This is a genomic window from Streptococcus sp. SO2, assembly GCF_030440025.1.
Window position 1 is genome coordinate 74,130 of record NZ_JAQFJH010000003.1, and the last position, 26,547, is coordinate 100,676.

Genomic DNA, 26,547 nt, shown 5'->3' on the forward strand with positions numbered 1-26,547 from the left:
ATGACAGAACAAGAATCAAGACGTGGGAAAAGTCGTAGAGAACGTGTTGAATTTGCACGTTCTAGAGATATTTTGGATGTTGCAAACGAGCTCCAGATGGAGCTGGTTCAATCTGGACGAGACTATCGATGGAAAGAACATGATAGCCTAGTTATTTCACCTGATAAGAATTTATGGAAATGGTTTTCTAGAAATACAGGTGGAGATGCGATTTCTTTGGTTGAGACAATAAAGGAAGTAGATTTTAACCAATCGGTAGATTTTTTAAATGATGGAAATTTTAAAGAGTTTCAAATGGTTGAAAGGCCTCAAGAGGATTTTAAATACTATCTTGAGAAATACGAGCAGCCGTTATCAGCTGGACGAGACTACTTACGAAATCAACGTGGGCTATCCGATGAAACGATTGATTATTTTTTGGAACAGGGCGTTTTAGCCCAAGCTAATGCCAAACTTGACTACTTTGCGGAAGGTAATAGCGGAAATTCAACAAATGCGATTGAGCAAGTCATTGTATTCAAGTCCCTTTCTTCTTCAGGTGAAGTTGTTGGAGCCTCTTTACAAGGAATACAGGAAAATTGGGAGAAGTGGCCAAAACATGGATATGCTAAAGTGATTATGAAAAACTCCGATCCTATGACTGGTATTCATGTTGATATTGGCAGTCCAAAACGATTGATTTTCACTGAGAGTCCAATCGATTTAATGTCCTACTATGAATTGCACAAGGATAGTCTTCAGGACGTCAGATTAGTTTCTATGGATGGTTTGAAAGAATCGACTATTGGGCGTCATCTATCTCAAATTCAAGCTGAAATTTCAGGAAAACCACTAAGATGGACACCTGAACAAATGGCAGACGGGCTTCAAGTAGCTATTGATCATCACTTTTTTGAAGATGGGAAAAATGCGGATTTAATTACCCTAGCTTTAGATAATGATAAAGCAGGTAGAACATTCATTCAAGAATTGGAAGCAAAAGGAGCTGTTATCAATTCGGATCTACCAGAACTAAGACCAGGGCAAGATAAAACAGACTGGAATGATGTTCTAAAGAATCAACAGGAAGAAAAATCTGATAGTCGAGAATCAGAATTTGAAGAAAAGGCTGAAGCAACTTTATCAGAATCAAGTCCCTTTCCTGATACCAGCCACCTTTCTCCTGAAGATGCAACATGGTTGAAGGAAAATTGGAATAATATCTCTTTTTCTGTTCAGTCGACTAGATCCTCTGAAACAGATCTGACTATGGAAGACAAACATATTCCAAGCAATCAAGAATCTATTGCCAATACAGAAAAGAATGCTGAAAGATTGATGAGCTACGAAGAGGTAAAGCAGGAAAACGAAGCATTAACTAAGAGATTAAATAATCGGATTCAATCTGGAGAATTATCAATCGAATTTGCACCAGATTTCTATCTGTATGATGTCTTTGCGAAGTTAGGAAATAGCCATCCTACTAAATACCTCAACGCTAAACGAATGGAAGTATTGTCTCCTATTCATTCACTTTTAACCTCTATTGATGATCGAACGGTTGATTTATACAAGAAAAAAGGGACTTCTGAGCAGGATTCTTTGTATCAAACATTGAAACCTCATCAGAGAACTTTGGGAGTAGATATTTCAACCCAGTTTATTGGTGAACTTGCAATAGCAGCCTACAATAGTAACAAGCAGATAGAAAGCCTTTCAAGTGACAGTTTTGGCGTCTATTTTGGTGAAAGAACCCTTGATAATCTATCACAATCGATTGAGCGAATGCTGGAGTATCCATTGATTGAATCGGGTAAAAGAGATTTTACCTATGGTTTTGTGGTAACTCCAAATACATTGTTCCACTATCTGGAAGGGCAAGAGGGAGAAGTGGTTTTAAATCATGAATTGTTGGATAACTTGATGTCACGTCTTGAGACTCATCCTATTAAGATAATGGAGACTTCAGAAGAAAAAGCCCCTGAGAAATCTCAAGAGCTAGATGTGATTTTGGAGCAACAAAAAAATGAGAGGACCAGTGGTAGTCTGGGGTCTTTACAGCCCGAAGCTGAAGGCAGTCCCACACCCGTACCAAAAGTTGGCACCTTTGAACGCTCTGTTACCAGTCGTCCTACGACATCCTCTCATTTACTTTATTTTACCATAAATGAAGAGTTTCAGTCAAGTAATGATGGCTACTATCACTCTATTTCCTTGGATGAATTAACTAAATTAAATCGTCCAATCCGTAGACTAGCTTTGCAAAATGCAGCTCAATATTATTTGGATGAGTTGGCAAACTCAAAGATTTATTATGTTACCCCTGATAAGACTGTACAAGTGCATTTTGAAGAAAAGCACTTCATGCACCTAACAGGAATTAAGCCAATTGCATTAGGGCAGACACCTGAGAAAACTTTACATGATTTTGCAGAAGGAAATGGGCATTTTGACAATATTTTATTGGCTAATAATGATGCGGCTTTTGACAAACTAAAGGTCTTATCAGATCTTTCAGTCGCAACAGAAAGTACTTCGTTCTATTTTGATGATTTAACTAATCTTAGGCGATATGGTGGACGTTTTGATAGTCTTATAAAGTCTGATGATAAAGATATTATCTTGCTATTCAAAGAGTTAGAGGAAGAAAACTATATTCCAATATCAGTTTTTAAGTCTCGGACAAAAATTACCAAGGAACTAGATACGGTAGATAAAACACCTATTCTTGGTGTGTTCCGTGAACGTGATGGCCAGATTGAACAGCTATCGATTAATGATGAATATGTTAAAGATGGTGGCGAGGAAATGTTATCTATCTTAAAAAATAAGAAGTATGAGGAGGTTTCTGATGAACCTGAACTACCAGCTCCAGAGAACACACTGAATAAAACCTCACTTGATTCAGCTACCTTTACTCAAGTCTTAGATACTGTCTATAATTTAGGTGTGCCAGGTGACATTTCAAAAACTCCAGAAGAATTTCATCAAGCCTGGAATCAGTATCTTGACTATGCGAAACAGTACAATGATAAATTTGATCAGATTGTTGCTGCAGCTGGGAAAGATCATCTCCTAGATACAAATTCAGATTTTTATAAAGAATGGACACAAGATCATATTTATAAGGAGAACTACCATGTACGCCTTCAATGGTCTGAGGATCGCCCAGGTGGCCCGAAATTGCCATTTAAAGAGACAGAGCTGATATCTTATCAAGATTTTGCTAGGGAGCTATATAAGGCCAATCAGGACTTTTATCCAATTCATCAAGAAGGAATAAAACAAATAACAGCAGGCAATACTGAAGGCTATATCCCTCCTACCAAAATTAAGTTTGATGTTTATGCTCCAGGTGGTGAATTGATTAAGGAGGGAATTCGTTATGATATTGGAGATGAGACTACACCAATTTCACAAATGCTAGGGTTAGGATATCGTCGACTCAACGGTCAATCTGAACTAGCATCGATGGATGAAGAAATTCTTTCTCAGCTGGAAAATAGAGTGGTGAATAAGGAAATTTCCCTGGAAGCGAATGAATCAGCTCGATTGATAGAAGAAGGAGAGGGTCAAACTCCTGATACAAGAAAAACGGTAGCTTTTCAATCTTCTAAGCAAGAAACTAAAACTAATTTGCTTCAGCGTGTAGAGGAGATTCTGAAAGAGGAATCTATTTCGGATTTGGAAACCCCTGAAGTAAACTCAAGTAGTATTGATTATGCTACTTTAACGCCTCATGAATTGAGTGAAGTTGCTTTTCAAAAAGTGAGGGAGTACACAGAAACACCAGAACGGTTAGAAGAGTATCTGAATTTTATGAGTAAGTTTCCAGAACTTTCTCCTAGAAATGTAGCTTTGATTCAGGAACAGTGGCCAGGAGCGAGTGCAGTCGCAACCTATAATCAATGGCAATCGATGGGGGAAGTTCTTGGGATTACTTCAGATCAGGTATTTGAAACTAGAAATACCTATACCAATAAAAAAACAGGTCGAACAAGAGAAGTTGTCCATAACAATCTTTCGGTTAAGACAGGAGAAAAATCACATATTACCTTGTTTAGACCTATGATGGTTGAAATGATTCCTGTATTGGATGAAAATGGGAACCAGGTAAAAAATGGAAAAGGCAATCCAAAATATAAAAGACTTTCTGAAGCGACACCTGAAGAAAAGGTTTTAAAGAAAGAAGGAAAATTGAAATCTCGCTTCTTCCAAGAAAGAGATTCAAATACAGGCTTAGCTAAATTCGCTACGTATAAAGTATTTGAGTTGTCCCAAACAACCTTGAAGCCTGAATTTTATCCCAAAGCGATGCCAAATCGTCACTATAACTTTAATATGGATCATATTCGTACAAAAGAGGTGCTTGAAGGACTTTCAGACTATGCTAAGAATATTGGGGTAGCAATCTATCAAGACGATGCAAAAGAGTTGAGGAGTGCGAAAGGAGCTTTTTATCCAGATGAACAAAAGATACTTTTGAATCCAGATAATACTCCTGGAGAAGTCGTTGCAACCACTATTCACGAGTTGGCGCATGCTAGTCTACATAATCCTAAATTTGCTAACTCATATAAGGAAGATGTCTCAAAAGATCGTAGAGAACTTGAAGCTGAGATGACAAGTTATCTCGTTTCTAAGCACTTTGGGTTAGATACCTCTGAGAAAGCCATTCGCTATATGGCAATTTGGACTGATAATTTGACCTCTCTTGATGATCAACAACTAGCGCAATCTATGAAACGGATTCATGGAACAGTATCTAAGATTGTAAAAAGTGTTGAACAACATACAAAGCCTTATCAGTTGAATAGACAGGTGGGACAAAATCAAAATTTTATCCAAAGCCCAAAGAAGGGGCTTAAAGTATAGAAAGAGTGCTCTTTATGAGCCTCTTTTTTGTATAAAAAGTTATATAACTTTTTGTGTTGTTCTTTGATATGAACTCGTTCTACTCTGTGTCAATGTCCCTTTACAAAATATTTTTTAATTATAGCTTACAATGACAGAAAATGAAGTAGAAGGAGAATGATATGGTTATAGTTATTCTGGCTGAAAAAGAGAAACAGGCAGAAGCTTACGCTACAGCTTTAGGACAATTTAGTAAAAAGAAAGGTGTCTATGTTATCAGGCAACCACTCTATTTTCCAGCTGAAGTTCATGTGGTGGCTGCTGAAGGGCACCTATTTGAATACAGTGAACCAGACAACTGGTCACTTGATAAATTACCTCTGACAAATGTTTCATTTAAGCAACATCTCAAAGAGGACAAAAATTCAAGAGAAAAATTCAAGAGAATTTATGATGAAGTGGTAGCAGCGGATCAAGTGATTATTGGGACGGATGCTGATAGAGAAGGAGAGCGGATTGCGTACTCTATTTTATCGCATATACCAGGAGGCAAGGAGAAAATTTGGAAACGTCTTTGGGCAAGCTCCATGACAAAGAAAACTCTTCAAAAAGCTTTTCAGGAATTGAAGGAACCTTCAGAAACCTATAATTACTATTTAGAAGCTGAAGCACGTGCACAAAGCGATTGGTTGGTAGGCATGAATTTATCACCTCTTGCAACGATTGATCTTCAAGCAAGAGGGCAACTCCCTCGAACAAAAGGTAGCCATCTATCTGTTGGCCGAGTTCAAACACCAGCGGTCAGACTAGTTTGTGAGAATGATTTAGAGATTCGCAACTTTACTCCAGAAAAATATTGGAAGCTTCAGTTGGAGGATAAGAAAAATGGGGTATTTTTCACCACAAAAGACAAAACTAAGGATAGTGAGGCTATTTTAGCCTCTTCAAGGGGATTATCAACCACCTCTGTTATTTCTTCAGTTGAGGTAGAAAATCATCAGAAATCAGCTCCACAATTATTTACCTTGTCTGCATTACAAAGTTTTGCAGCAAGCGCCTGGAAATTTGACTCAGATAAAACTGAGAGCATTGTTGAGGGACTGTACTTGGAAGGTTTTCTCTCCTATCCACGACCAGACTCAGAATACATCAGTCATTTTGAATTTGATGATTTAAAAGAAAATCTATCTGCCTATCAAAAAGCTATTAATTGTCATTTTCAGCCAGCGTTTTTGGAGCCTAGAGAAGATTACGTCAATGATGAAAAAGTGTCTGGTACGAGCCACTCAGCCTTGATTCCGACTGAAAAAATTCCAAACCTTGCAAATTTAAAAACTGACCAACGACTGATTTATGAAGCAGTTGTGAAGCAGGCGATCTTGATGTTTGCGGATGATTGTCATTATTCAATAAAAACAATCGATGTAGAAAATAATGGTCTTGTTTTTAAAACAAAAGGTAGAACGCTTCATAAGTTAGGATGGGCTGAATGGAGTTCTCGAAAGGTACGAGGTTCTGTTGAAGTTCCTGATTATCAAGTGGGAGATAAAATTGATACGCAGGTTCAAATTGTAGGAGGTGAAACAAAACCACCTAAAAGACTAACTGAAAGCCAATTGATTGGCCAAGTATTTCCTAAATATGGCTTGGGAACACAAGCCACTAGAGGAGAAATCATTAAAAAAATTCAAAGTAAGGGTTATGTTGTTAAAGATAAAAAAACAGGTCAACTAACTCCCACCAATAAGGGCTATCTACTTATCAATTATCTCTATGACAATGAATTCTCTGATCCAGAGACAACAGGAGGCTGGGAAATGTTTCTATCTCAGATTGGAGAAGGGACAATCAATCCACGAGAATTTGTGGATGCGATAAAAGATAAGCTCACTCTTCAAATCAAGGAAGTAAAAGAAAGAGGTGACTAAGTGTGACTACTGAAGAAAAGAAAAAAACACCCTATTTAGATCGTTATACAGATAATTTGACAGAAAAAGTTTCAAAAAAAGCGGAAGATTATCAGGTGTACGGACGTGATAAAGAAGTAGAAGCTGTTCAGACCACTCTTCTCAGGCGAACTAAGAATAATCCTATTTTGGTAGGAGAAGCTGGAGTTGGAAAAACAGCTATTGTTGAAGGATTTGCTTTAGCCATTTTAAGAAACCAGGTATCTCCAAAATTAAAAAATTTGACCGTGCGTTCTCTGGAACTATCTAGCTTAATGTCAGATGAGGATGGAGGATTTATTGTTAAGTTTAAAAAAATTATTGAGGAGATGGTAGAAACCAAAGGAGAGAATCTTCTCTTTATTGATGAATTTCATACTATTGTTGGTGCTGGTGGTTCAGATAAGGGCGCTTTGGATGCTGGAAATATTGTAAAGCCAGTTTTGTCACGTGGTGAGATGCAATTGATTGGCGCAACTACTTTAGATGAATTTCATGAGTATGTCGAACAGGATCGAGCGCTAGAGCGAAGGATGCAGCCAATTATAGTTGATGAGCCAACAACTACTCAAGCGATTGAAATTCTTGAACAAGCTAAAACTATTTATGAAAAATTTCACCAGGTGTCTATTAGTTCCGATGCTGTAAAACAAGCTGTACTTCTATCTGTTCGCTACATACCTGATCAATTTTTACCTGATAAAGCCTTTGACTTAATAGATGAAGCAGCGACAATTTGTTCTACAAATGGGTTAGGCCATGTAGGTAAGCAAGAAATTGCAGAGGTGCTGAAAAATAAAACAGGTATTCCTGTCACGACGATTTTGAAAGGTGACAAGGAAAGGCTAGATGGTTTAAAAGAAAAGCTGTCACGACGTGTTAAAGGCCAAGATGAGGCTGTAGAAGCTGTTGTGAACGCTATAACTGTTGCACAAGCTGGCTTACAGGATCAAAGAAAGCCCTTGTCTTCCTTCATGTTTTTAGGAACTTCAGGAGTTGGGAAAACAGAGCTTGCCCTGGCATTGGCAGAGGGGATGTTTGATGATGAGGATGCAATCATTCGCTTTGATATGTCTGAGTATAAACAAAAGGGAGATATCACAAAGCTGATTGGCGATCGTCAAACTAGAACGAAAGGTCAATTGACTGAGAAGATTAAACAGAAACCTTATAGCGTTATTCTGATCGACGAGGTGGAGAAAGCACACTCGGAAGTTGTAGATTTATTTTTGCAGGTACTTGATGCAGGACGTTTGACTGATTCAACTGGAAGGCAAGTGAGCTTTAAGAATACGATTGTCATTATTACTACGAATATTGGTTCTCAAAAAATTATTAAGCAGTACGAATTGAAAGGGAATTTTAAAAAGCTAACCGATAGGGATAAAATTCAGTTTGAAAAGAGCATGACGTTGGAGTTGGAGACTAAATTCCGACCAGAATTTCTCAATCGAATTGAATATAAATTGATTTTTAACATGTTAGACGAGGAAGTGAATAAGGAAATTATTGTCAAACAGCTATCAGAAATTCAAGAAAGAATGAAGAATAAAAAGTTGACTCTCTCTTACGAAGAAAGTTTGGTTACTTATTTATTGGATGTAGGAACAAATATAAAGGACGGTGCACGGCCACTTGAAAGAGTGATTAAGCATAAAGTACTTCCTTTAATTTCTAAAGAGTTTCTGAACTTATCTGATCCCAACCAAGAGTATCATTTCCATCTTTGGGTAGAAGGTGATGCACCAGATGAGTATCACCGTGAAGACAAAAGAAAAATATTATTCGAGGTCGAAGCTGAAAATACGTCATTTGGTGAAGCATTATTTTCTTAAAACTCACCTTAAAAAAATGATTGTCCCTTTAAAAAATTTTTTTCAATTATCTATTATACTAACGTTGTCAAAAAAACAAAGGAGGATTTCTATGAAAAATTATTTGACAAGACAAATTCAGCAAGTAAAAACAAAATCACAGATGTTTTTATTGAGCCTTTCCCTATTCCTAACAGGATCTACCGTGTATGCGGACGATCCATTTGTTAAGTCGGATAACTTGGCAAAACAAGGAATTACAAAAGTTCAGCTAGTCAGTGTTGCGCTATTTGGTCTAGCTGCCGTTGTCACCTCGCTCATTTATGCGTTTGGTGGACGGGAGTTAAAAGCCTCAATGAAAAAACATTGGGTATCAATTGCAATTGCAATTATTGGTGTTTCAGCGGGACCAAGTATTATTGAATGGATTTTTGATTTCGTGAAAAGTTAAGGGGTGGTGATTTATGGCTTTTTCACTCTTTAATAAAGGTTGCTGTACGATTACAGATGATCTATTTTTAGAAATCTCCTGGGAAGATGGAAGAGGTCCAGAAGATGATAGTGAATTACTTGATATCATTGAGGGATTGGATCATCTTTCTGATTTTTCTCAGCCGATTTCAAAAAATTTCCCCTACCTAACATTTCAACAGGCAGAGTTGTTATTTAGAGAGTTGAAACAGATGTATGGTCAGTTTCAGCTGAAAAAAGTAGCAATCGCCCATCTGGAAGGGAAAAACGTGGTAACAGAAGGAGAGGTTTACGCTAGTCCATTTCTGATTACTGAAGACTATGAAAATCTCCTGCTTCCCCTCATTCAAGCGATACTTACTCGCTCTGAATTTGCGAATTACAGCTATCAAGAAAAAAGGGAGTATTTTGAGAACCAGATTTATCCTGTATATAAACAAAGTATGGGATTGTCCGATTCTTCTCTTCCTCTTTTCCCAGCTGAAGGTGAGCTGGCGGTTCTTTCACAGCCAAACCGTCCATCACATGATCTAAAAGCAGGAGGTCAAACAACTGTTGCCCCTCCTATAGCTCAAAAGCAGTCAGTTTCTCTGAAGAAAATTTATCTATTTTTAGGTGTTTTGGGAGTGCTTGCAGTAGTAAATATCGTTTGCGTATTTTTTGCTTTCGCTCAACTATCAAGTCAGTCCGAAAAAGTAAATTTCTTATATCAGGAACAAAAAAATACTCAACTCATCATTTCAACGAAAAATGAAGTTGATGTCTTTAGCCGTTATTTCTTACCTTCTTATTACTCGGGCAAAAAAGAAAACCTAGTAGATTTTCTTTCTGAAGGTGATGCAAAATTTACTAAACCAAAAGAAGGAATTTTACAGTCCGTTATTTTAGAGAAATTGAATTATGATTCAGAAACTCAAAGATATACGGTTTCCTATATCCTGTCTGTCAAAAGAGGGGATAAATCATCTAGTGTTAGATTAACTTTTGATGTAAAAACTTCTGATTCTTCAAAATATGGATTTGTTGTAGAAACAGAACCAAAAGAATCAAATTATCTTAAAAATTAGAAAAGGAAAAATCACAATGAACAAGAAAAAAGTATTGACTACACTCGCACTATCAACACTCGCATTAGCACAAGCTGGATTTGTATCAGCTGATGAACTTGCACCAATTGATTCTTCTGCTCCAACAACAGAAGTCGTTACGCCGACAGCACCAAGCGCTTCAACAGAAACAGAGGCTCCAGCAAATCAGTCAACAGAGCCTGCAGTTACTCCAGTTGATCCGACAGCTCCTTCAGACAAGGATAACGCAGGAAGCCTTGACGGAGTGCCAGCTGATAAACCAACACCTTCAGATAAGGCGCAAGATAAGGATAACGCAGGTAGCCTCGATGGTGTTCCAACACCATCAGATAAACCACAAGACAAAGACAACGCAGGAAGTCTTGACGGAGTGCCAGCTGATAAACCAGCGCCTTCAGATAAGGCGCAAGATAAGGATAACGCAGGTAGTTTAGATGGTGTTCCAGATGAACAGCCAAAAACTACTGATCAAGCAAATCAGCAAGGAAAGTCACAAATTGGGACAACATCTACATCAACTGGACAGGTTGTCCATGATGTAACTAAAGAGCCCGTTGAAACAAATACAGGTGCGTCTATTGTTAGCACCCAAAACGGAAACGTAGTCCTTTCAGATGGTTCTGTAGTGGCTCCAGAAGAAGTTGGTGGAACAGTTAACGAAGATAAGACTATCTCTGTTACTGATTCAGAAGGCAAACTCAAAACACTTCCAAACACTGGGACTGCAGAAAGTATTCTGGGTGCTATTGGAGCTATGTTGTTGACAGCAGTCAGCTACGTCTACAAGAAGAAAATGTTTTAAGGTGAAATGGAAAGGGAAACAATTAAATGACAGAAAAAACACAAGGACACGGATATTTCCGTAAGAAAAAATGGGCTAAAGGCCTAGTATCAGGAATTGCAGTTGCAGGTATTGTAGCCTTCTCTGCAGGTTCTGTATTGGCGGATGAAGCAGTACAGCCTGAAAGCAAAAACGACAACAACACATACGCTAAACAAGCTGGTAAGGCAACAGGAAGCCAGCCTGTAGCGATTGATAATAGTGCAGTCACAAAGGCTGCTTCAACTGCTAAACAAGCTGGAGTAGTTGTGTCTGAGACATCAAGCGTTGATAAGGGTACAGATACTACTTCATCAAATCTTGAGCAGTCTAAGGGTGAAATTAAACAAGACCAGGATAAGCAAATCAAGGCACTTGAAGAAACGACTGCAAAACAAGTCGAAAACAATACAGCCTTCAAGGAAGCGCAGGAAGCCATTCAAGCTAATAATAGCTTTGTGGCCACTGAAAAAGGCAAGCACGAACAATCAACAACTGTCACAGTGACGAATGATGGTTCGACTGCCACGGATGGAACTGCTGACAAAAACAAGCAAGCTACTAAAACAGCTAAGAAAGTCTTAGAAGAAAACCAGCAAGCTGTCTCAACCTACCTGGATGAAAAAGCTAAGTATGATGCTACTGTTGAACAAGCTACTGCTCTAAACAAAGCGGTAGAAAGCGCATCTGAACAGCTGAAGAAAGAAAAGGTTGACGTTAAAGTCGTTACACGTACGGTCTCTTCAGTCGCAGAAGTAGAAGCATTGAAGAAACAAAATGACCAGGCTATTGCGACTGCAAAAGGCAAAGTGGAACTTAACAGAGCTATTATGGCTGCCTATACAGAGAAAAAATCTGCTAGTGAACAAGTCAATCAGGATGCTGACCGTAAGTTCGCTGAATTGAAAAACTCAGGTGTACTTCTCAGTTCTGAAACCCAAGAAGTTTCCTCAGTAGATGAGGCTAACCAAATTGCCAAACAAAACCAGGCGGCTTATAATCAAGCTAAGCAGGCCCAAGCTGAATGGCAGAAGAAGTACAACGATCTTCAGTCTAAAACAAGCACTGAAGGATACACAAAAGAAGTTGTACTACAAGCTCTAAGTCTTTCGACCGCTAATCCTGAAGCAACTGTGAAGTCTACAGCTTCAGGAGCAGAAGAACTGACTACGGATTATATCGCCTCATCAAGTGGCAGATCTGGGTACTCTCGCGTTCTAGACTCAACCAAAGTCTTGAAATACAAAGATGTGGGCAATGGTTGGACAACAGAAATTGATTATACTGGGTTAAACGGCTTAACAGTCACAACGGAGGATGGGAAACAACACAATATTTCTCGTATCCATCGAAAATTTCAAATTGTAAACCAAGGTAAAACGGGCCTAAATGATGTCTATGTCTTAAATGATCCGACTGAGGGCTTTGTAGTAGCTCGAAACGATGGAACAGGTGGAGCTGCGGACTACATGAACTTCCTGGTTACAGATACCTACTACTACAACAATGAGGAAGGCCAAGAAGTAGCTTTCAAGGCTTCTGAAAAGACACCTGCAGCCTTAACCTACTCGTCTCTAAACCACAACCCTATCGGGTGGGAAGGTGCAAAAGCCATCAATGGGACACATGTTGAAATCAATGGCTCAACTGTTACTCAAAACAAGGATTATGGCTATGTTTATGCAGAAGACTATAACCGTGAGGAAGAGGTAGGTCATCTTTGGGATACTTCCTCTTCAGCATATCAGTACAAGGGTGCTGCTCTTGGAGTCTTTAAGGAAGGGACAGCCTTCACAACCGAATTTATTCAATGGGATGGACCAGAAAGTCCAAATGGCCAAACCTATTGGTTCGCTTTGAATACGAAGGTTGTAGCTCCAGTTGTTGAAGTTCCAGCTACGGCAACTATCACAAAAACAACTGTGAAACCTGTCAAACCTGATTCAATCAGTGCTAACCTGGTCAATGCGAAAAATCCAGCAAAACCAACTTTGGCGCTTAAAACTCTCTCTGAGACGAAAAATCAGAAATTATCAGCAAGTTATCACGGCTACAAGTTACAGTATAAGCCAGTTGTCAGCAAATCTGTAGCAGATACAGACAAGACTAACACAGATGGCCAAACAGTAGCTAAAAATGCTACTCAGCTTTATACATTGACCCATGACAATATCTATGCGAACCTGAAAAAAGGGGACAAGATTACCATCATTGATCCACTCGAAGCTGGAGCAGTTCCTGATGTAGCTGTCACAAAAGCAGCGGCAGAGAAAGCAGGATGGACTGTTTCATATAATGCAGGAAAGAACACATATACCTTTACTGCTACCTATCAAGGAAAACGCCTAGAAGCTCCAGTGATTACTTGGAAGCCAGTCTATGATAAAGGTTTCTATGATAACACCTATAAAGTGTTAGTGAATAACTACGAGGTGTACTCAAATACTGTTACCAACTACACACCGAAACCACCAAAACCAGTCAAAGCTGTTCTGGATCGTTCTGGTAAGAATATAAACGCAGCGACAACATTTGATCGCACCGTGACCTTCCGCTTGATGACAGATTACAGCCCATATACCAAAACACTTGCTTCAGCGCAAGCACTTGGTAAGAAGTTTGGAATCCTGGATGATGTTCAAGACAAAGCCTTCACAGTTGACCACAGCAAGATCAAGATGACTGCTGCAGGCAAAGATGTAAAAGACTTGTTTGACATGTATCACGTCCTTTCAGACAAAGGGCGTACAGATGCAATCAATAAGATTCTGAAAGAATTGAACTTGAATCCCAAAGGTGAGTTTTACCTTTGGGTAGCGAAGGATTCTAAGAGTTTTTATCACAATTACGTGAAGCAAAATAAAAACGTGACGATTGATCTTCCAGCTAAGCTCCTGGTTAAAGCAGGGGAGAAAGTCGAAAACGATCTTAAACAAATCGACTTTGGCAATGGCTATCAATCAAACCTTGTCACTATCTCGGTTCCTGATGTGAATCCAGAGAAACACGCCTTGGATCAAAAGGATAATAAAAAAGTCTTGGACGGCCAAGAAGTACAGATTGGCCAATACATTCGTTATATACTAGATGGCGTAACCGTGCCTATTAAACACGATAGCCTCTTCCAATATGACGGCAGTGACCAGTTGGATGTGGTTCATGATCGATTCACAGGTAAGTGGTCAGGGATTTTCAAGGGAACGGAATACACAGCTGAGAAAGACTTGGTTCTTCCTTATGACGTCATCCTGAAGGATGGAAAAGTAGTCAAAGCTGGTGAGAAGGTCGTCAAAGGTACACCTTATGCCTTCTTGTTTGAAGTGAACCAAGATACGGATCCTAACTTCCTCAAGAAAATTGTGACCGTTAAATGGAACGAAAAGGAAAGCAAATGGTCGTATGTTATTAACCAGGATTTCCTAAATTCTTTAGGTGTAAAAGGCACGTTCGATGCAGACTTCTATCTAGAAGTCGAACGCATCAAGGCTGGTAAGGTTGAAAATACCTTTATCAATACAGTCAATTTACAAGAGATGACGGCTAAAGTTACAACAACAACGCCGGAACCTCCAAAACCAGAGCCTAAAGAACCAGGCAAGCCACAACCTCAGCCGTCACTACCAAACACAGGAACAGCAGCAAGCATGCTGCCAACTTGGGGTGTGATTTTGGGGTTGATGAGTCTTGCAGTAGCAGGGCTTCGTAAGTCGAAAGAAAACTAACTTGATGAACTAAAATGAAAGGATGACCACAAGCTGGGGTATAACTCTCTTGTGGTCTTTATTGAAAGGAGAAAAAATGCAAGTATTTATTGCGTCAGGCCGTGTTGCATTCATCCCAAGTGATGCAGTAGGTCAAACTAAAAATGGTCATGCCAGTTTCAAATTTGAGTTTGTTTGTGATTCTAGTATGAATGATGATACAAATAAACCAATTTCTAGTTTCTTCCATGTGCAAGTATACGGAAAACAAGCGGAATTGATGGCTCAGAGCCTATCTAAAGGCTCTCCAATCCTCTTAAAAGGAGAAATTATCCAACGACCTTATAATGATGAACAAGGTCAACGTCGGACGTATCAGTTTATTTCCCCAAATCAACAAGGAGGAATTTCTTTCCTTGAAAATAGGGAAGCATCTAACCGACGTAAGCAGGAACAACAGGGCTTTTCTCAGCCGATACCAAGTTCTATTCCTCCATCTTATCCTGAACCAATGGATGTAGAATCCCCATTCTAAAGGGATTGAAAGCATACAAGAACACTTGTGTGCTTTTTTGTTATACAAAAAGTTATATAACTTATGATATAACAATATCTTTTGTCCCTTTAACAAAGAATTTGATATTATCCCTTAGAATAGAGGGGAATTAAGAAATAATAAGAAAGGAGTGCAACAATGGCAAGACAAAAATACAATTATCTGTCTGATGAATTGATTGCAGAATCTCTTCAGGTGACCAATTACTTAGAACAAAGTCGATCTAGTCGATTGAATGTTCTTCAGTTGGATGGGGAGAAATGGTTAGAAAATTACTTTAACCGTTATGAGAAAGCCTCTCCAAGGCTACAGTTTCACATATTTCTCTTTTCGAGCTTCTATACTCGAAAAATGGAATGGTTCTTGGAAGGTGTAAGGGGGTAGTCGTTTGTTTGAGTTATTTGAAGTAGTATTTTATACCCTTATCCAACTGATTCGAGCCAGTTGGCTCAATACCTTCCTTTTTCTAGGGGTAGCAGGTTATTACCTATTCAAACTCTTCCAGCCGTATTTTTTAAGAAGCTATCAAAGGTTATTAGCAGGAAAGAGTAGTCTAAGGCAAGCAATAAAAAGAGGTTGGAAAGGTCGCAAAGCGATTGATTGGGAACAGGTATGGAAGCAATCAGCCAGAGGGCTGTTCAATTGGATGAAGTCATTCATACCTAAACTCTTTGCGCTTGTCTCTCTCATCCTTTGGAATGTTTTTTTTAGGATATTTTATACCCTCCCTTTTGTCAAACGAGAACGAAAACGGTTTGATAAAGAAATGAAACCGATTCTTTATTTTAAAAGTTATCGCAGCTTCGTTTATATGGGATTAGGTTTTAGTTTTATTGCTTTTATCTTAACCAATTACCTGGTTACTGTTTTGAGGGCCACAATCCGCTTTCTCTACTTTAGTATTTGGTCGTTTAAAGATGCTAGTAAGGCCGTAAACTTTGACTTAAACAGCCTCTTATTTCAAAGTTTATTGAATGCTAAGGTCTTCTTGATAGCACCGATTTTAGCATTTCCAATCTTTCTATTGGGCTTAGTTATCGCCTGGAAATCTGCCTGGATAAACTTCGAGCAGTTTCGAGACTATAACAATAACGAAGAAGGAGATGACCGTTTTGTGACGATTGATGAAATTCGTCGTCAATACAAAAAGATCCCCAATAAAGATTTAACTTATCCAGGTGAAGGTGGAGCTCCTGTACTTCATGAACTGACTCATGATCTAGCAGGACAAACACTGAGAACTCAAATGTTATGGCAAAATAGAAAAATGAGCCGATACGTGACAAATGCGGAGCGGATTTTAGGCATGTTAGCTTTTCCTTCTGGATATTATTACATTGAAGATAAGCCGACGAATCTGTTAGGAATTGGGATGACTCGTTCAGGTAAGGGTGAAGGTCATATTACTCCAGCAATTGAAATCAACAGTCGTGCTGAATTGCAGCCATCGATGGTACTAGCAGACCCGAAAGGGGAACATTATCAAGCCTCCTACAAACTCATGAGGCAACGTGACTATGATGTCAATGTTCTTTCTTTCCAAAATATGGATTGGTCTATGTCTTTCAATCCGCTAGCTCTAGCCATCGCTGCCGCAAAGAAGGGCTACTATGAGAAAACTCAAACCTATGTCAATGCAGTCGCAGAATCAATTTATCCGAAACAAAAAGGTGGAGAGAAGGGGAATGCTGAATACTTCCGTAAGTCTTCTATATCCCTATTTAACGCTCTGACAATGGCTTTGATGGATCGAGCTAATGAAACCGTTCAAAATGGTGAAGACGATGCCTGGGATACTATTACAATCCCTAACGTTGCGAAATTCTTGGCGACAATGGGGTCTGAAGAAGTCTTTGTAGATGGTGCTGGAGAAATCGTCGAGAATCCGAGCAGAGAACAACAAGTATCGAAGAAGTCAAAAATCACAGTCTATTTTGATAATTTGAGACAAGTCAATCAAAAACAATTCTCGAAATTTAGACAAATGGCGGATATTGAATTTAGAGCTTCAGACTTTGGTGGTGATGAGACTAAAGGGAATGTCTACTCTAGCATGATGACAGGAATCAACCTGTTCTTGCAAGACAACGTGGCGAAGCTCACTTCAAAAAACTCTATTGATTTAGAGTCTGTTGGCTTCCCACGTCGATTATCTGTCAAGCTGAGATCAAGCACCAACAGTCAGCTTAAAAACGAATTTAAGCACAAAACTGCTAAAGTAACGATTACAGGATTGAAGAAGTGGGGGAAAGTCGAAAAGAAAGTCGATTATATAAAGCAAGCGACGGCTTTAGTCGATGGGGAAGGCTATCTTACTTATGCCATTGAGCCTAAACTTCCAGATCAGTTTACGGTAACGATTGATTTCAACCATAAGAATAATGGCCATTCCCCTGTTCGAGATCAAGTCTTCCAATTTTCAGCTGAAAAAGTCTATCGAAAAGTTGGAGATAGTCTAGAACTAGATGAGTATAGCAAGAAGCCGATTTTAGATCATATCGATATAACCGTCCTTAAGAATAAAGAAGATACCCAAAATCTTCTCCAGGAGTCGGATATTGAGCTGGTCTATTCAGATAAACCAAAAGTCATTTACCTGGTAACACCGCCAAACCGAACAGAGTATAATGGGATTGTTTCGTTATTCTTAGATCAGCTATTCAATGCTAACTATGAGCTTGCTCTCTCAAGTGGTCGTAAATGTATTAATCGGATTCTCCATATCTTAGATGAGTTTACAAATATCCCTGCGATTCCTCACATGGATACAAAAATATCTATTGGATTGGGACAAAACATTCTCTATTACCTATGGATTCAAAATCTGGAGCAATTGGATGATAAATACGGCCAAAATGTTGCTCGAACCATTATGGACAACTGTTCATTGAAAGTTTATGTTAAAACAACATCTTCAGATACCAATAAGAAATTTAGTGCTGACCTGGGTACACGTACCATCACCAGAAGACGGCGCTCCAGCAATATCTTGGACGAAGCCAATCCAAATGTAGCTGTCGAGAATCCAAAACAAGAGTTGTTGACACCAACACAATTGGCCAAGCTCCAGGAAGGAGAAGCGGTTATCTTACGTGGAGTCAAGGGACGGGATAATGCTGGACGTAAGGTCACAACGGATCCAATCTTCGCACATGATAAGAACAGCTTCCCTTACAAGTACATGTTTTTACAAGAGGAGTTTGATACATCGATGACTCTTGCGGATATTCCAGTCGAAAGTGCGCACCGTGAGCTAGAACTTCAGGAGATCGCAGTTGATGCAGGTACAGCCTTCAACAACATCATAGACTGGAGGCAACGTTTGACCATGCCTCTCCTCAGCAACAATGGGGAAACTCCTAAACTATCAGGTCGTCATAGTAAAGGACAAAAGGTACAATCCCAATCATTTACATCTACAGATGAACTATTCCAGGCGGCTGTAGCTAGTGTCATTCACGGTGACTATGATTATTATGATGATGGAGACGACTTCTTTGCGGATGAAGTTATCTAAAAAGATATACAATAAGTTATATAAACACTTGCAAGAAAAAAAGCTGTTTGCTATAATAAAATAAACAATGGTTAGGAGATAAATGATGAAAGCAAAGTACTTTTTAAGAATTGTTTTAGTAGGTTTAGCCTTGATTATACTTGGAGCTTGTGGTCAAAAATCACCTGATTCTATTGCTAAAAATGTGCTAAAAGATAGCTATACAGGCTTTTCACAAGAAGATGGTTATGAGAGTCTTGATTTTAAAGGTGGAGTAGGAACTACCTTAAAATTTGACAAAGAAAAGCGAACTATTTCAAATAACGACGGTGAAAGTATTAACTACAGTGTGCTTTCAGAAGAACAAGTAAAGTCGATTCCAGCCTCTTTCAGGGGAACTATTGTTAGTTTAGAAAGTCAACTGAAAGGAAAAGACACTTTTACAATCGCTGTTGATTATAGGGATATAGGTAAGCCTGAAGAAGCAGAGGCTTATTATCAAGTCGTCTTGACTGAGGGGGGTAAAAAAATCCGAATCATTGAGCTACGTCGTGGCTATAAAGAAGACAATGCTTTCTATGATTTTAATGGAGCCGCAGATTAATTTACAAAAGTCTCAATTACTTGAGGCTTTTTTTGTTGTCAGAATTTCATTGTCCCTTTAAAAACGATTTTGCCATTATCGAATATGATAGGGGTATCTTAGAAAGAAAGAAGGTACCTTTAGTGCACTATCAAACCTTTTCAGATTTGGTGAATGAGGTCAAGAATCTCAATGGTGAAATCACAGGCGAGAATGCAAAAAAGCTGGCGGAATTCTATTCCTATTGGAATAACTATTTAGAACCGACTCCTGCATTTATGGCATTTCTAGCCTATTTGCCAGGAGGGATTGCCAAGGCTCTTTATCAAATCACTTCCAGCCTAGAACATGTTTTTAATAATATGTTCAAGCTCTTTGGGCTTTTCGGTTATCTGGGCGACCAGAAGACGATTATAGGCCAGTTCTTTTACTGGTTTCAGTTATTGGGGACGTCTTTGTTCACCCTGATTTTGGTTGTGTCGGCTGTCGCTGGAGTTTTTACAAAGCCAGTCAAATACAAAGGGGTCATCACGAATTTCCTTTTGGTAACGGCTGTAACTGCCGTATTGCCACTAGCTTTGACCACTATCTCAACAGCGGTGGCACAGGATGCCATGTCTATCCAGACGGTATCCAGTGAAGCGCCATCTGGTAGCCAACCGATTTCTTCCTTGGCTCTTCAGCCCATGAAAAATAATGTAGTAGACTTAAAAGTCTTGATCTACAAAGATTTTTCTACGGATCTGTTTCCAATGGATAATTATGGCTATATCAAGCCTGTTCAAGAGGGTTCTACCCCTGTCAATAATATCACGGATAATTCTGACCAACGTGATACGACTGATTTTGCGACCAAGATTGATTTTGGGGCAAACTATGGTACGACAAATCCAAAAATGTTAGATGATATACAGAAAAACGACAAAATAGCAGGGATTAAGGGCTTGTTCCTCCATAAGTTGAATTCTAATAACACTGGAGTTGAAAGCATTACAGAACACCGCCTCATTAATCAATTGAGTGCTTTTGAATCTGTTTATATGCGCTATAAAGTCAACTGGATAGGGATGTTTCTTCAGTACATTATCCTTGTTGTTCTCTTGGTCAGCATGATCATTAAGCTCGTCAAATCAGTTTTTGATATTCTGATTGAAGCAATGATTTCTCCGATTCTTGGTTATAGCTCCCTATCAAACTCAAAGAAATACAAAGAGTTGTTAAGAACGATTGGTGGTGCCTTCGCAGGAATTTTCTTTGAAGTTATCATTATGCGTGTAACACTTGAGATTTTCAGAGATTTGCCAATCCTATCTGTTTCAGCAGTATCTAAGCTTTCTGGCGGATTCTTTGATGGGCTGAACATGTGGGAACAGTGTCTCGCAGCTGCCTTTGTCTATGTGGGGGTATTCTTTGCAGCTATGCAAGGAGTGGCCATGATCGAGCGCTGGCTTGGAGTTTCAACGGGTCATAGTGAAACAGCTCAACAACTGCTCGGAGCTATGATGATGGGCAATGCCTTTGCGGCTGGAGCAGGAGGTGTCTTTAATGGGGGTATGGCGCTTGGTCAATTTGGTATGGATATGGCTAAAAAAGCTCCAGATGCCCTGTCTAAAGGAAGTCAGATTCTGGGGAATAGCCTTGCAAGAACTGGAGGTGGTATTCAAGGTGCTTTGAACTCTGTAAAAGACCAGGGCTTGATGAATGCGGCCAAAGGTGGTGTAAGTAATATGGTTGATTTAGCAGAATGGAAAGCATTTGAAGCCATGCAAAATACGAAAGGTGCAGTTGGCAATGCTTTAAATAACTTGGATGATAAAGCCGCCTCTGCTCAAAATGCGACCTATAACGCTTTGAAAAACGATGCGGTTCCTGGAATTGATCAATTTGGACCAGTTGACATTCCTGAGCCACCAATCGATCCAGGAACAACGGATGCACCTATTGTTGATTCAACTCCTTCAGCTGAAGAAATAGGGTCCCCAATTCAAGATCCACCACTTCAAACTGAAGGAGCGGAGCCACCAATTAAAGAGTCAACTCATCCAACTGGAGGAACGGAGCCACCAACCCAAGATTCATCTCAATCAGTTGTAGAATCGACACAAGCACCGAAACAACCAGACTCTTCTCAACAAAAATTTCAACAGAGTATGAGTCAAATGAATTACATGAACCAACAGATGCAACAAGCAGGACAGCGTATGCAGGGAGGACGTCATATCACAGGTGCTGAAAGTCCTGAAGAGGAGGAATAGGATGAATTATGGATTTAACAGGGAAGAATATTGTTATCACAGGAAGCTTACGTCCTCTAACTCGAGAAGAAGCCATACGATTTTTAGAAAGTAAAGGGGCTGTCGTGCAAAACTATGTGTCTTCTAGGACAGATATATTGGTTGTAGGACACAAGCAGTTGAATCTTTTTGATCCAGATAAAAGTTCTAAGAAGCATGATGCAGCGCTTAGAAGACTATCAGAAGGCCAATTGATTACTTTTCTTTCTGAAGAATCATTCTTTGATTTAGTTAAGAAGTCTCAAGATTGAGGCTTCTTTTATTGTGTAAAAAAGTATATAACTTTTTGTGTAATTACTTCCTGAAAGATAATGGCAAAAATGCTATTGTCCCTTTAAAAGATATTTTCGTTTATTCATTATAATGTGAGTATCAAAACAAATATAAAGGAGAAATTAATGTACGGTGAAAAATACGGTGTACCTAGAGATATCTATGCCAAAATCAAGATTATAGGGCTTCTTATCCTAGATATTGCTTTTGTAGGAATTACTGGAGTAATCGCTTTGAGCGTTGGCTTAAAAATCTTTCCTAAAAGCCAGTGGATACAGATGTTCGCATTCATTTTGTTGACACCAGTTATGAGTTTATATCTTGTATTGCCTGCCAACGGTGGCAAAAAGAATTGGCACAGCATGTTTCTCTTCTTCAGACGAAGAAGAAAACGTTATATTAGCTTGAATTATATCAGAAGGAGAAAACCATAATGGCGATTAAACAAATTCAACCCTCAAAAAACGAGAAACGCCCTCTGGGACGTATTCAAGAAACAAAGAAACAAACGCAGGAATATTTTGATTTACATTCTTGCGTTGAGTTGTTAGATGTAAAATCAATCATTCCGAACAGCCAGGCTTATATCCAGTTAGTTGATTATGGCTACTTGCAGCTGATGGAGATACCAGGTAAAGATTTAGGATCGATGTCTTACAACGAAGTTATGAGAACCATTGAAAATTTTGAAACCTGGTTGACTCGATTTGGACCGAATATCCAAGTGGAGACGACAACTTTGCCAACAAATACAGACACTCAAATTTCAGATTTGCGTCATCATTTGGATTTAGTGCGACAAGATATGTCCAAGTTATCAGTAAATGATAGACGTTTTTTACAACTCAAGGATCGTGAAATTTGGCTTCAAAGCCAAATTAAAGTTGAAGAAAGCATCCGACAAGAAGTTTATAATACAGAGTTTATACTGTGGCTATTTGCACCTACAACAAGCGAATTGGACGAATTGGTTCGTAAGGCAAAAACCTATGGAAATAATGATTTTGTTCCACAAGATATCAGCTACAGGAAGAAAATTCAGATTATAAAGCAATATAACAATATGAATGAGAAAGTGTAGGAGAGATAGCATGCCTGATTTATCAAAACGTAGACAAAGACAACTAAAAAATGAAGGATATGACCTTGCCTTTCTTAGCCAGATTCAACCGCAAGGAAATATTGATTTTCAAAAGGATGACCGCTCCTGGATAAGTGGAGATGGATGCCATACGGTCTTACACTATTATGAGTATCCAACTGAAGGAATGGATCGTTTTTGGCTTTCCGAATTGTTATTGATCCCTGGGACACGTTCCTTCCTGTCACTGTACAAGGAGGATAATAGACAGCTTCAAAAAGAGATTGAGGACTCTATTGAAGAGAAGTCAACACGGATTACAAACAATAGCAAACTAACCAATAATCGGAAAGAACTAGATGAAATTGACAATCTTAATAAACTAAGCCGTGAAATTGATAAGCGGAATATAGCTATGTATGGGATGTATATTCGTGTCTTTGTGTTTGCATCAACAAAAGAAGAATTATTTAAGAGGGTTGAAGAGGTCAAAGACAAGACGTCAAAATTCAAATCCACTATTCTATCTGGAGAATTAGATTTTGAATACCATGCCCCATTTATTCCAGCTGAATATCAGATTGATTTACTCAATCATCGAAGAGGAATACCGACTCCAGCTCACTCAATAGCTGGTGGATATTTCTTTAATCATACGAAGCTAGAAGATGAGAAAGGTTTCTATCTGGGATGGACTCCAACAAACGGAGCGGTAAATTTCAATTTTCTAGAACGTGACGGAAAAAGAACAAGATCCTTTATGATCCTATCTGGAAATCCAAAGATGGGACAGCGATCTTTTCTTATGAAACACACAGACGGTCTCTATGCGAAGGGGCATTATATTCGTAACTTTGATGCTACTGGCCAGTTTCTTGATCAGACACGAAAACAACATGGATTGATTCTTGATTTATCAGGTGAGGCTAACCGTATCAATATCTTCCAGGTGTTTCCAACAGTAACCAATGAAGCAGGAACTGAAATTGATAAGAAGAAATCTTACAACCTTCATATCGAGAAACTGAAGAGTATCTATAAACTCCTGAATAATGAAGTGACAGGAGACGATTTAATCACATTTGGAACTCTCCTGAATGATTTCTATATTGAGGAAGAGTTGTGGGCTCGAAATCCTGCGTTGAATCCAGAAAAACTGAAAGCGACGGATATTGTAAAGGAAGAGTATCCCATTCTGTCTGATTTTATTTTGTTTGTTGATGCTTACAAACGTCGACTGGAACAAACTAGTGCGGATAAAGCTGAACACAAGGCTGTTAAGCGTATTTACAATACGTTTAACGAACTATTGACAACAAACGCAGAAATTTTCGAGGGAACAACCGAATTTCAAGATATCTCTTCAGAGCAAGTTGTAACATTTGACTTCTCAGGGTTGAAGAACGCCCCTCATTTGTTAAATGTTCAGATATTTTCTGTTCTTTCACTTGTCTCAGCTGATATTGTTAATAACGGAAAGCGTTGTAAGCAACTACTGAAGAAACGATCTGACTTAACGGAGATGGATATGCAACACTATATTGTTAATATTAGTGGGGCACAGACACTTATTAATCCAAAGCATGAAAGTAGTGTTAATCTCCTGGCTGATATGATCGATACAATGGGGGAGAATTTTGCTGGTGTTGTATTGTCTGTTAATTCACTACGAGGTATTCTGTTTGAGACAGGTATCGGTACTCATAAGGATCCGTATGTGACTGCTGTTCAGAGGATTTTTGGTTTGATGCAATATAGAGTTTTTGCTCAGACGGATGAAACCAGTGTGCCTCTACTAGCTAACGCCTTATCTGGATCGATGAATCAGTCTGAACTAGAGACTTTGCCTCGTCTGGCGAAAGGACAGTTGTTCATGAATATTGCAGGGGTAGGAAATCTGGTCTTTAACCAACAGCTGTTAGCCCCTGAAGTTGAGCGCTATGGCGGTATTGAGTAAGAAAGGAAGGTAAACCAGAATGGCCAAAAATAAACTAGGAATGATTGCCAGGACTAAGCAGAGATTTGATCAATACGTATTGATTCGTAAATATCGCATGCAACAAGAAAGAGATTATTTCGCTTCAGAGGGAGAATCTGATCCAAAACGCCTGGAAGCACAAAAAGAACGAGATAAGGAGTTTTTGAACGGTCTCAAGAAGATTGGAATAGGATTTATTGTATTTTTAGTTTTTTATGGAATTTTGCGAACAATATTAGGATTATGGTAAATAAGCGAGGTATCCATGAAAAAAATATTTAAACTGAAGATCCTCATTCCTTTTGTGGCTCTCCTATTAATTATCAATGTTGGGATAACCATGTTAGTTGGGATAATGGGAGCTGTAACCAATAATGGAAGAAATGATTGTGGTGCTGTAGAAACAACATCTTCAACTGGCGACTCCACAGTTTCTTCAGCTGATGGTTCCATCGATGACTTTGTAAAAAAGCACAAGGAAGCCTATATCCTGTCTTGGAAGGCAGGAGGTTTCCTACCTTCAGCTTCTATCACTCAAACGATGATAGAGAATGGGTTCAATTTTACGAATCCTAATGGTACTTCCTTCTGGAAAGCTCACAATATGGGAGGTGTTAAAACCTCTAGTAAAAGTAATTTTCCAGTTACTCTTGCGACGTATGGTGAAGATAGTGTTGATTTAAGTGGGACAAAGCCTGGAGCGAATGTCGGAGACGGTACAGGAGGAGCTTATACTTGGTTCTCTAGCTACGATGCAGGGATCGTAGGGAAAGCTGAGTTTATGGCTCACCAGACACTCTATAAAGGGGCTATAAACAATACAAATGGTATTGCTAGCCTATCTGCTATAGCAGATGGTGGATGGGCCACAGATGGCACTTATAAGAGTAAACTAACTGATATGTACCAAAAACTAGGTACGAAGTATCAGTGGCTTGATAAGGAAGCTATTGCTGCTCATGGTGAGAAACCTTATGAAGGATCCAGTACACAAGATGTCAGTTCTTCAGATAGTGCGGTGTCTTCTTCAGCTGAAAGAAGTGGATGTGGTGAGTCAGGTAGCAGCACCGATGGAACGGGAACTGTCCCTTCAGATGCGACTGCATGGGGGTATAAACCAGAAGACTTACCAGATAGCTTGAAACCATTCATTATTGATCCTAAGAGCTTAGGCATGGATTATGCCAAGTCTACAGGATGGTATAATCCTGGAAGTGACGAGTATGCTGGACAATGTGTGAATCTTACAATTAGCATGGGAAATCACTTATGGGGTCATTCTGGCTCAGTACAGGGAGATGGGAAAGATCAAGCGGCGGCATGGGCTACAATATTTGGAAATTCGGTTAAGACTACACCCAAAAGAGGCGCTATTTTTTCTTCACAGGTAGGAGGCGGAGGATATGGTCATACTGGAATTGTATGTCATGTTTTCGAGAATGGCTCTATCTTATTTGTAGAACAAAATACACCTCTGAGTGGTTGGGATCAGTTCAAAACTCCATATACATGGAATTATCGTATTTGGACTAAATCACAACAACAAGAACAGGTAATATCTTTTGCTTATCCAGATGACAGAGAAGCTAAATTAAGTTCAAATTAAAAGGAGG

General features: G+C 39.0%; 18 protein-coding genes. All 18 read left to right on the top strand.

Annotated elements, in window-relative coordinates; all coding sequences use genetic code 11:
* The 18 genes from PCY17_RS04745 (at nucleotide 1) to PCY17_RS04830 (ending at nucleotide 26,540) form a co-directional block, all read left to right on the top strand.
* A complete protein-coding gene (locus PCY17_RS04745; protein ID WP_301392041.1) occupies nucleotides 1-4,854 on the top strand; it encodes a PBECR4 domain-containing protein in 4,854 nt (1,617 codons plus the stop codon).
* Between the two features lie 161 nt (nucleotides 4,855-5,015).
* Complete coding sequence (locus PCY17_RS04750; RefSeq protein WP_301392042.1) at nucleotides 5,016-6,761, top strand: type IA DNA topoisomerase; 1,746 nt, start codon at nucleotides 5,016-5,018, stop codon at nucleotides 6,759-6,761.
* A gap of 2 nt (nucleotides 6,762-6,763) precedes the next feature.
* The gene (locus PCY17_RS04755) at nucleotides 6,764-8,614 is read left to right on the top strand and encodes an AAA family ATPase (protein WP_044021389.1); all 1,851 of its coding nucleotides are present in this window, start codon (nucleotides 6,764-6,766) and stop codon (nucleotides 8,612-8,614) included.
* A 91-nt stretch (nucleotides 8,615-8,705) separates the two neighbouring features.
* Nucleotides 8,706-9,044, top strand: a complete 339-nt coding sequence (locus tag PCY17_RS04760) for a hypothetical protein (RefSeq protein WP_006152148.1) — start codon at nucleotides 8,706-8,708, stop codon at nucleotides 9,042-9,044.
* Nucleotides 9,045-9,057: 13 nt separating this feature from the next.
* The gene (locus tag PCY17_RS04765; protein WP_301392043.1) at nucleotides 9,058-10,131 is read left to right on the top strand and encodes a hypothetical protein; all 1,074 of its coding nucleotides are present in this window, start codon (nucleotides 9,058-9,060) and stop codon (nucleotides 10,129-10,131) included.
* Between the two features lie 16 nt (nucleotides 10,132-10,147).
* Nucleotides 10,148-10,954 (top strand): LPXTG cell wall anchor domain-containing protein, encoded by an 807-nt coding sequence (locus PCY17_RS04770; protein WP_301392044.1) that lies wholly within the window; start codon nucleotides 10,148-10,150, stop codon nucleotides 10,952-10,954.
* 26 nt (nucleotides 10,955-10,980) lie between these two features.
* Nucleotides 10,981-14,694, top strand: coding sequence for an SspB-related isopeptide-forming adhesin (locus PCY17_RS04775; protein WP_301392045.1), 3,714 nt, complete (start codon nucleotides 10,981-10,983; stop codon nucleotides 14,692-14,694).
* Nucleotides 14,695-14,770: 76 nt separating this feature from the next.
* Nucleotides 14,771-15,208, top strand: a complete 438-nt coding sequence (locus PCY17_RS04780; RefSeq protein ID WP_050239879.1) for a single-stranded DNA-binding protein — start codon at nucleotides 14,771-14,773, stop codon at nucleotides 15,206-15,208.
* A gap of 159 nt (nucleotides 15,209-15,367) precedes the next feature.
* Nucleotides 15,368-15,613: a hypothetical protein gene (locus PCY17_RS04785; protein WP_000113750.1), complete on the top strand. Its 246-nt coding sequence runs from the start codon at nucleotides 15,368-15,370 to the stop codon at nucleotides 15,611-15,613.
* Nucleotides 15,614-15,617: 4 nt separating this feature from the next.
* Nucleotides 15,618-18,746, top strand: coding sequence for a VirD4-like conjugal transfer protein, CD1115 family (locus PCY17_RS04790; protein WP_301392046.1), 3,129 nt, complete (start codon nucleotides 15,618-15,620; stop codon nucleotides 18,744-18,746).
* An 82-nt stretch (nucleotides 18,747-18,828) separates the two neighbouring features.
* Nucleotides 18,829-19,329 carry a lipoprotein gene (locus PCY17_RS04795; RefSeq protein ID WP_301392047.1) on the top strand — a complete coding sequence of 167 codons (501 nt, stop codon included), beginning with the start codon at nucleotides 18,829-18,831 and terminating at the stop codon, nucleotides 19,327-19,329.
* Nucleotides 19,330-19,451: 122 nt separating this feature from the next.
* Nucleotides 19,452-21,563, top strand: a complete 2,112-nt coding sequence (locus PCY17_RS04800) for a pLS20_p028 family conjugation system transmembrane protein (protein WP_301392048.1) — start codon at nucleotides 19,452-19,454, stop codon at nucleotides 21,561-21,563.
* Nucleotides 21,564-21,571: 8 nt separating this feature from the next.
* Nucleotides 21,572-21,853, top strand: a complete 282-nt coding sequence (locus PCY17_RS04805; protein WP_006151897.1) for a BRCT domain-containing protein — start codon at nucleotides 21,572-21,574, stop codon at nucleotides 21,851-21,853.
* A 147-nt stretch (nucleotides 21,854-22,000) separates the two neighbouring features.
* On the top strand, nucleotides 22,001-22,309 hold the full coding sequence (locus tag PCY17_RS04810) for a DUF5592 family protein (protein WP_006154524.1): 309 nt from the start codon (nucleotides 22,001-22,003) through the stop codon (nucleotides 22,307-22,309).
* Nucleotides 22,309-22,956, top strand: a complete 648-nt coding sequence (locus tag PCY17_RS04815) for a hypothetical protein (RefSeq protein ID WP_006154580.1) — start codon at nucleotides 22,309-22,311, stop codon at nucleotides 22,954-22,956. The genes PCY17_RS04810 and PCY17_RS04815 overlap by 1 nt, the downstream gene beginning before the upstream one ends.
* A 10-nt stretch (nucleotides 22,957-22,966) precedes the next feature.
* Entirely contained in the window at nucleotides 22,967-24,913 is a 1,947-nt protein-coding gene (locus PCY17_RS04820; RefSeq protein WP_301392049.1) for a virulence factor, read from the top strand.
* A gap of 19 nt (nucleotides 24,914-24,932) precedes the next feature.
* Nucleotides 24,933-25,184 (top strand): hypothetical protein, encoded by a 252-nt coding sequence (locus PCY17_RS04825; RefSeq protein ID WP_001107251.1) that lies wholly within the window; start codon nucleotides 24,933-24,935, stop codon nucleotides 25,182-25,184.
* A 15-nt stretch (nucleotides 25,185-25,199) separates the two neighbouring features.
* A complete protein-coding gene (locus PCY17_RS04830; protein ID WP_301392050.1) occupies nucleotides 25,200-26,540 on the top strand; it encodes a CHAP domain-containing protein in 1,341 nt (446 codons plus the stop codon).
* Nucleotides 26,541-26,547 lie beyond the last annotated feature (7 nt).

What these genes read in the sequence shown, in the direction of transcription:
- PCY17_RS04745 (WP_301392041.1), top strand. Translation starts at nt 1, where the DNA reads ATGACAGAACAAGAATCAAGACGTGGGAAAAGTCGTAGAGAACGTGTT.
- PCY17_RS04785 (WP_000113750.1), top strand. Translation starts at nt 15,368, where the DNA reads ATGGCAAGACAAAAATACAATTATCTGTCTGATGAATTGATTGCAGAA.
- PCY17_RS04825 (WP_001107251.1), top strand. Translation starts at nt 24,933, where the DNA reads ATGGCCAAAAATAAACTAGGAATGATTGCCAGGACTAAGCAGAGATTT.
- PCY17_RS04780 (WP_050239879.1), top strand. Translation starts at nt 14,771, where the DNA reads ATGCAAGTATTTATTGCGTCAGGCCGTGTTGCATTCATCCCAAGTGAT.
- PCY17_RS04750 (WP_301392042.1), top strand. Translation starts at nt 5,016, where the DNA reads ATGGTTATAGTTATTCTGGCTGAAAAAGAGAAACAGGCAGAAGCTTAC.
- PCY17_RS04815 (WP_006154580.1), top strand. Translation starts at nt 22,309, where the DNA reads ATGGCGATTAAACAAATTCAACCCTCAAAAAACGAGAAACGCCCTCTG.
- PCY17_RS04795 (WP_301392047.1), top strand. Translation starts at nt 18,829, where the DNA reads ATGATGAAAGCAAAGTACTTTTTAAGAATTGTTTTAGTAGGTTTAGCC.
- PCY17_RS04830 (WP_301392050.1), top strand. Translation starts at nt 25,200, where the DNA reads ATGAAAAAAATATTTAAACTGAAGATCCTCATTCCTTTTGTGGCTCTC.
- PCY17_RS04805 (WP_006151897.1), top strand. Translation starts at nt 21,572, where the DNA reads ATGGATTTAACAGGGAAGAATATTGTTATCACAGGAAGCTTACGTCCT.
- PCY17_RS04760 (WP_006152148.1), top strand. Translation starts at nt 8,706, where the DNA reads ATGAAAAATTATTTGACAAGACAAATTCAGCAAGTAAAAACAAAATCA.
- PCY17_RS04770 (WP_301392044.1), top strand. Translation starts at nt 10,148, where the DNA reads ATGAACAAGAAAAAAGTATTGACTACACTCGCACTATCAACACTCGCA.
- PCY17_RS04820 (WP_301392049.1), top strand. Translation starts at nt 22,967, where the DNA reads ATGCCTGATTTATCAAAACGTAGACAAAGACAACTAAAAAATGAAGGA.
- PCY17_RS04775 (WP_301392045.1), top strand. Translation starts at nt 10,981, where the DNA reads ATGACAGAAAAAACACAAGGACACGGATATTTCCGTAAGAAAAAATGG.
- PCY17_RS04810 (WP_006154524.1), top strand. Translation starts at nt 22,001, where the DNA reads ATGTACGGTGAAAAATACGGTGTACCTAGAGATATCTATGCCAAAATC.
- PCY17_RS04765 (WP_301392043.1), top strand. Translation starts at nt 9,058, where the DNA reads ATGGCTTTTTCACTCTTTAATAAAGGTTGCTGTACGATTACAGATGAT.